Raw genomic sequence first — 5,932 nt, 5'->3', positions numbered from 1 at the left:
GGCTCACTCCTACCTTGAAATGCGTTCCCTTGTAGGAGTGAGCCTGCTCGCGAAGGCCGCGACTCGGTCTTCCGACTTACTCGGGAATCACCGCCACCACATCAATCTCCATCAGCCACTGCGGCTGCCCCAGTGCCGACACCACCAGCCCGGTGGAGATCGGGAACACGCCTTTGAGCCACTTGCCGACTTCCTGATACACCGGCTCGCGGTAGCGCGGGTCGATCAGGTAGGTGGTGGTCTTGACGATATGGCTCATGTCGCTGCCGGCTTCTTCCAGCAGTTGCTTGACGTTGCGCATGGCCTGTTCGGCCTGCGCGCGCGGATCCCCGAGGCCCACCAGATTGCCGTCGAAATCAGTGCCGACCTGACCCCGCACATACACGGTATTGCCGGCGCGCACGGCCTGGCACAGGTCGTTGTCCAGCGTCTGATTCGGGTAGGTGTCCTTGGTGTTGAACATACGGATGCGGGTGTGGGTTGGCTTGCTCATGTACAGCTCCAGACTGAGTGTTCAGCGGCGCACCGGGCACCGCCGCGAAAGAGGGCAATCAAGCGTCGACGGTATCGGCGGCTTTCGTGCTGGCGGTCGAATGCAGGGCGGCTTCACGCTGCTCGGCATCCTTGTAATCGAGGTATTTACGCTGGGTGGCGATGTGGTCGGCCACGTGTTTGGCGTCATGCCACACGCCCCAGATGAACGACGAACCACGGCGCGACTGCCATGGCAGCCCGAGGAAATACACCCCCGGCTCGCTGGACACGCCACGCTGGTGCTGCGGTTTGCCCTTGTCGTCAAACGCTGCGACCTGCAGCCAGGAATAGTCCACGGCGAACCCGGTGGCCCAGATGATCGAAGTGATCCCGGCCTTGGCCAGATCCAGATCGAGCAGCGGATTTTTCACGCACTCGGGATCCGCATAGGTTTCGCGTGCTTCGGGTTCTTCCGGCAGGTCGAGACCGTTGCGCTCGATGTAGGCATCGGCGGCATCCAGCAGCGCCAGATAGTTCTCGTCACCGCGCTTGAGGTTGTCGCGCAGGTCCTGCTTGAAGGTCACCACGCCGTTGTTGAACGACTCGGTGACGCCGACCAAGGTCATGCCGCGATGGGCCAGACCACGGAAGTCGATGGTGCGCCCGCCATGCGCGCCGCTGACCGCGATGGTCACGTGCTCGCGACCGGGTTTCATCGCCGCCTGATCCCACTCGCCGAGCACCCCCAGCCACCAGCAGAAATCACGGTGGCGATAGGCACGCGGCGGACGGTCATGCGCACCTACCGACAGGTACACCTGCTTGCCGGAGCGCTGCAGTTCATCGGCGATCTGCACGCCTGACGAACCGGCGCCAACCACCAGCACTGCGCCTGCGGGCAGTTGCTGCGGATTGCGATAGTCGGCGGAGTGGATCTGCAACAGACGCGGGTCTTGCGGCGCAATTGGCGGGATCACCGGGCGCTGGAACGGGCCGGTCGCCGCGACCACGCGGCTGGCCTCGATCACTCCTTCGGAAGTCTCGACGGTGAAGCCCGGACGCCCGACATTGCGCACCACGCTTTTGACCTCGACCCCGGTGCGGATCGGCGCGTTGAATTTCTTCGCATAGGCTTCGAAGTAGTCCGCCACGCGCTCCTTATGGGCGAAACCGTCGGGATCGACATCATCGAATTCCAGCCCCGGAAAGCGGTCATGCCACGCCGGACCGTTGGCCACCAACGAGTCCCAGCGCCCGCTGCGCCAGCGTTCGGCAATGCGGCTGCGTTCCAGCACCAGGTGCGGCACGCCGAGTTTGCTCAGGTGCTCGCTCATCGCCACACCGGCCTGTCCGGCCCCCACGACAAGCGTGTCTGTTTTTATTATTTCAGTGGTCATTTCTACATCCTTCCTGGCAAGGCAAGTGGATTCGGATCGCTTCAGGCTTGTCCGTTTTGCTTGCGGTCAGACTAGGCAGGAGGGGGGTATCGGTAAAATATTATTAAGCTGGGATGTGAATACAAATTGCTGAAGCAGAAGGGGCGAAGCCAGTAAAAACGCGGCTTACAGGACAGGGGGAGGGTTGTCCCGGGCAGGAAAACCCGGGACAGGAAGGTGAAAATTCACTTTAAGGAGGGGGAGCGTCGCGTCAGTTACCGTCGGCGACCTTGCGTTCGATCGCATCGGTCTTACGCTTGAGCTCCTCGGTGTCCTGTTCCATGACGCGGGTGGAGGTGGGGGTAATCACCTCGTCCACGGCGCGGGTGTCGTCGTCGCTGTCCTGCAGATCGCGGTTCACCACATCCACCGGTTTGCCCGAGGAGTCGAGCGGTGGCGCGTTATGAGGTGTTGCAGGCTTGATATCGTCGGTGCTTTTCATTTTTCATACCTCCATTGACCTACAACGTTGGATACGAAGCCATGACGGGAGTTCGAGAAATTTCACGGGCGACCGCAGCCGCCCTCGGCTGTGCGCTGCTGATCGCTGCAAATTCAACTCAAGCCGCCAGTTTTGACTGCGGCAAGGCAAAATCCATGGACGAAAAAGCCGTCTGCGCCAACCGCGCCTTGAACGACCTGGACGTCACCATGGGCGAGCTGTTCAGCCTCGATAAACGCCTGCTGCCGATGGGCGGGCGTGATGCTCTGATCGGTGAGCAGCAGGACTTCCTCAAAGGCCGCAAGGCCTGTGGCGCGAAGCTCGATTGTTTGACCGATCTGTATCAGAAGCGGGTCGTTGCGCTGCGCAGCATCATCGAGACGCGGGTGATGACGCAGGGGCCGTTTTGACGGACGGGTTGACCCTCTGGTCGATGCATAGCAGCATCCCGGGCAAACCCATTCACCAACAGGAATTTGCCACGATGTCTGCGCCTGATGATCTTGATGAGTTGCTGGAACGCGTGAACGACGAGCAATCGTTCATTACGTTTATTCAGGCACTGGGTGCCGATTTCGCCCGTGAGCGGACAATGAACGAACCGCTGTCACCCTATGGTCCGGGCGCCTTGGGTTGGGAAAATGGATCTGTGGATGCGTTTCTTGAGGCTGCAGGTGCCTGGGCAATCGACAGTTCCAGGCAGGTGGCAGCAGAGGAATCTTCGGCCAACGTATGGCAGCGCTGTGCGAGCATTTTGCTGGCCGGCAAGTTTTATGAGTGAACCGGGCGAGCATCAAGAACAGAGCAGGAAAATGTGTGATGAGTAGGCCGTTGAGTGAAGCCGATCTTTATCTGGTCATGCTGGAAGCGATTGAAGAAGGCTTGAACATCGATCTGCAACCCTTTTGTGAGCGGCTGCAGGTCGAGCGTCGCGATCTGCTTAATCAAGTCGCGATCGCCGTAGCCAGAGATTTCCTGTCAAACAAGCGTGATTTTGAGTTTGGCGATGAAGTGATGAATGCACTTATCAACCCCATCGTTGATGTGTCGATGCACGCAGAAATGCCCCAGCCAGCCTTTGACATCTATCAGGCATTTGATGCCGGCGAGTATCTGCACACAGGCGATGCGCAGGATGTTTGCCCTTGGGAGAAACATACGCGGCCGGGGCTGGAGAATATTTTGCGTAATCATTTGCCTACGTTGGAGTAGTAACCCGGCGGGTTGCCGAGTATGCAAACCGTCAGAGCAAACTCCACGATACCCCGACATAAACCCCCAGCCCTTCACCCGGCGTAGACCGCGCCGCATCCAGGCCCTTGTCGTCATATCCCGGTGTGACCGTTGCGGCGTAGTGCTGGTTGGTCAGGTTGCGCAGGTCCAACCAGGTCTGCCAGTCGTTTTTCGGCGCGTTGTAGCCGACGGTGGCGCCGAACAGTGCGTAGGGATCGGCGTAGTAGCTGTTGGCGTAATCCACCGCGACTTTGGACACCAGTTGTGTGTTGACCGCTGCGAAGAAACCTTGTGGCCAGTCGTGGCGCAGTTCGCCCTGGTAGTAGTGCATCGGCAGGCCGGGCAGGCGGTTGTCGCCGAAACGCTGGTCGTCGCGGTAGTGGAAATCGCTGAAGGTGTAGGCCTGACGCAGGCTCAGTTTGCGCCCGTCGGCGGCTGACCACAGCGTGCTTTGCAGGCTGGCTTCCACGCCTTGGTGCACGGTGGGGCTGGCGTTGAGTTCGTACGGGGTGACGGCGTTGGCGTCCGGCAGTACCGACAGCAATTCGTGGCGCACCTGGGCGTAGTACCACGCCAGGCTCCACTGGCCGAGCGCGCTGTCGCCGCGACCGCCGAGTTCGAGGGTGGTCGCGGTCTGGTTCTGCAGTTTGATCGGGTCGCTCTGGGTGCCGGTCGCCGCGCCGTTGCCGGCCGGGAAGCGGATGTTCGAGCTGTAGATCAGCGACCACGGGTGCGGTGCTTCGACCGAACGGCTGAGGTTGCCGAACAGTTGCAGGTCCGGCGTGACCTGATAGCGCAGGCCCAGACGTGGCGCGTAATCCCAGTCGTTCAGGCTGGTCTTGCCGCCGCTTTGCGGGTAGGTGACGGCGCTTTCGCGGCGGGTGTAAATGGCGGCGAGGCCGGTGGTCAGCCACAGGTCGTCGGCGATTTCCAGGTCGTTGCCCACGTGCAGAACGGTGTCCGAACCCTGATAGGTGAAGTTGCGCATGCGGGTGCCCGGCGCATACGCGGCGGTGTTGCCGGACGGGATGCGCACGAATTCACTGGCGCCGTCGTTGGGCAGGTGTTTGGTGGTGCGCAGGCCCACGGTGCTGCGGCTTTCCATGCCGAACAAAGTGTCGCGACGCTTGTAGTCGAACGTGCCGCTGACGTCGGTGTAGGCCACTTTCAGACGGTTCGGGCCTTCGCGCAGGTCCATCGGGTAGTCGTGATAGACCAGCCCGGTCTGAATACTCGAATCGTCGTCGATGTAGTAGGTGGTCTTGTTGCCGATGAAGGTGCTGCCCGGTTGTTTGCGGCTGTCGTCGCGCGACACATAAGCCGGGTTGGCCGCCCTTGGAGTGTGCTCGATCGAGTGTTTGGTCACGCGGCCGGCGAGATCGTTGTCGGTCTCGCGATAGCGGATATAGAAGCGGGTTTCCAGGTTCGGATTGAAGCGATAGCCGAAGTTGGCGATCACGCCTTTGCTCTCGCTGGCGGTGTGATCCTGATAGCCGTCGGCGTTCGCATCGGTCAGCGACACGTAGTAATCGAAGTCGCCCAGCACTTGCCCGGAACTCACCTGACGCTGCTGATAACCGTGGCTGCCGGTGGCATAGCGCACCTGCAATTTCGGCGCGTCATATCCGGTGCGGCTTACGTAATCGACAGCGCCGCCCAGTGCCAGTGCACCGCGATCAAAGCCGTTGGCGCCGCGCAGCACCTCCACATGGTCGAGCCACAGCGGTTCGAGCAATTCGTAGGGCGTGCCGCCGGGGCCGGTCAGCGGCAGGCCGTCGAGCATCGTGTACAACCCCGAGGCATGCGCGCCCGGTGCGCGGTTGATCCCCGAACCACGGATCGAGATTTTCACCCCTTCATTACCCGCCGACTGCGCGTAGACCCCGGGCTGATACGCCAGCACATCCTGATTGCTCGCCACACGGCCCTGCAACGGCTGGCGCATGTCGACCACATTGCTGCCGCCGGGCACCTGCTCAAGGCGCGCATCGGCCTCAGCCACGGAGGCATCGGCGCCACTTTGTTCTTCAGCCGAAATCAGCACCTGTCCCAACTCCATGCCTTTGGGTTCCTCGGCCATGACCGGGCAGGCGAGGGCCAGGCCCAGCAGGGCAGAGGGCAGGGATTTGGGCGACGGCATCGAGAAACTCCAGACAGACAGGGACGGGCAATGAACAGTGCGACGCAAGAAGGAACGATGGAAACACATGGCAATTTTGCTTTTTTAACGGGGCGCTGCGTGGCAGGCGGGGGCAGGATGGCTCAGGAGGCGGCAGTCAGGGCCATACACGCAGACGACAGGCCGCGTGAAATAGCGGCCACTAGTACCGCGTGTTAAATGTTGAAA

The 5,932-nt window shown here is 61.1% G+C and carries 7 protein-coding genes; 3 read left to right on the top strand and 4 right to left on the bottom strand.

Going from position 1 to position 5,932, the window contains the following annotated elements; translation table 11 throughout:
• Window positions 1-76: 76 nt before the first annotated feature.
• The 3 genes from QMX91_RS28350 to QMX91_RS28340 form a co-directional block, all read right to left on the bottom strand.
• Entirely contained in the window at window positions 77-493 is a 417-nt protein-coding gene (locus QMX91_RS28350) for a RidA family protein (protein ID WP_003225869.1), read from the bottom strand.
• A 58-nt stretch (window positions 494-551) separates the two neighbouring features.
• A complete protein-coding gene (locus QMX91_RS28345) occupies window positions 552-1,871 on the bottom strand; it encodes an NAD(P)/FAD-dependent oxidoreductase (RefSeq protein ID WP_282413728.1) in 1,320 nt (439 codons plus the stop codon).
• 250 nt (window positions 1,872-2,121) lie between these two features.
• Window positions 2,122-2,352 carry a hypothetical protein gene (locus tag QMX91_RS28340; protein ID WP_096796409.1) on the bottom strand — a complete coding sequence of 77 codons (231 nt, stop codon included), beginning with the start codon at window positions 2,350-2,352 and terminating at the stop codon, window positions 2,122-2,124.
• A gap of 41 nt (window positions 2,353-2,393) precedes the next feature.
• Here QMX91_RS28340 and QMX91_RS28335 point away from each other — a divergent pair, with 41 nt between their 5' ends.
• From QMX91_RS28335 to QMX91_RS28325, 3 genes are all read left to right on the top strand, one after another.
• Window positions 2,394-2,762 carry a hypothetical protein gene (locus QMX91_RS28335; RefSeq protein WP_282413727.1) on the top strand — a complete coding sequence of 123 codons (369 nt, stop codon included), beginning with the start codon at window positions 2,394-2,396 and terminating at the stop codon, window positions 2,760-2,762.
• 74 nt (window positions 2,763-2,836) lie between these two features.
• Window positions 2,837-3,133 (top strand): hypothetical protein, encoded by a 297-nt coding sequence (locus tag QMX91_RS28330; RefSeq protein WP_098964351.1) that lies wholly within the window; start codon window positions 2,837-2,839, stop codon window positions 3,131-3,133.
• A 38-nt stretch (window positions 3,134-3,171) separates the two neighbouring features.
• A complete protein-coding gene (locus tag QMX91_RS28325) occupies window positions 3,172-3,564 on the top strand; it encodes a hypothetical protein (protein ID WP_282413726.1) in 393 nt (130 codons plus the stop codon).
• Between the two features lie 31 nt (window positions 3,565-3,595).
• Here the strand turns inward: QMX91_RS28325 and QMX91_RS28320 are convergent, their stop codons facing one another.
• Complete coding sequence (locus QMX91_RS28320; protein ID WP_282413725.1) at window positions 3,596-5,725, bottom strand: TonB-dependent receptor; 2,130 nt, start codon at window positions 5,723-5,725, stop codon at window positions 3,596-3,598.
• Between the last annotated feature and the right edge of the window lie 207 nt (window positions 5,726-5,932).

It is taken from the genome of Pseudomonas sp. PS01299 (assembly GCF_029960145.1).
Lineage (GTDB): Bacteria > Pseudomonadota > Gammaproteobacteria > Pseudomonadales > Pseudomonadaceae > Aquipseudomonas > Aquipseudomonas putida_A.
Note: the sequence above shows the minus strand (reverse complement) of the source record. Positions and strands in the feature narration are given on the sequence as shown.

Bases quoted from the DNA above. Each gene is read 5' to 3' on its own strand.
- QMX91_RS28350 (WP_003225869.1), bottom strand. From the start codon at position 493: ATGAGCAAGCCAACCCACACCCGCATCCGTATGTTCAACACCAAGGAC.
- QMX91_RS28345 (WP_282413728.1), bottom strand. From the start codon at position 1,871: ATGACCACTGAAATAATAAAAACAGACACGCTTGTCGTGGGGGCCGGA.
- QMX91_RS28340 (WP_096796409.1), bottom strand. From the start codon at position 2,352: ATGAAAAGCACCGACGATATCAAGCCTGCAACACCTCATAACGCGCCA.
- QMX91_RS28335 (WP_282413727.1), top strand. From the start codon at position 2,394: ATGACGGGAGTTCGAGAAATTTCACGGGCGACCGCAGCCGCCCTCGGC.
- QMX91_RS28330 (WP_098964351.1), top strand. From the start codon at position 2,837: ATGTCTGCGCCTGATGATCTTGATGAGTTGCTGGAACGCGTGAACGAC.
- QMX91_RS28325 (WP_282413726.1), top strand. From the start codon at position 3,172: ATGAGTAGGCCGTTGAGTGAAGCCGATCTTTATCTGGTCATGCTGGAA.
- QMX91_RS28320 (WP_282413725.1), bottom strand. From the start codon at position 5,725: ATGCCGTCGCCCAAATCCCTGCCCTCTGCCCTGCTGGGCCTGGCCCTC.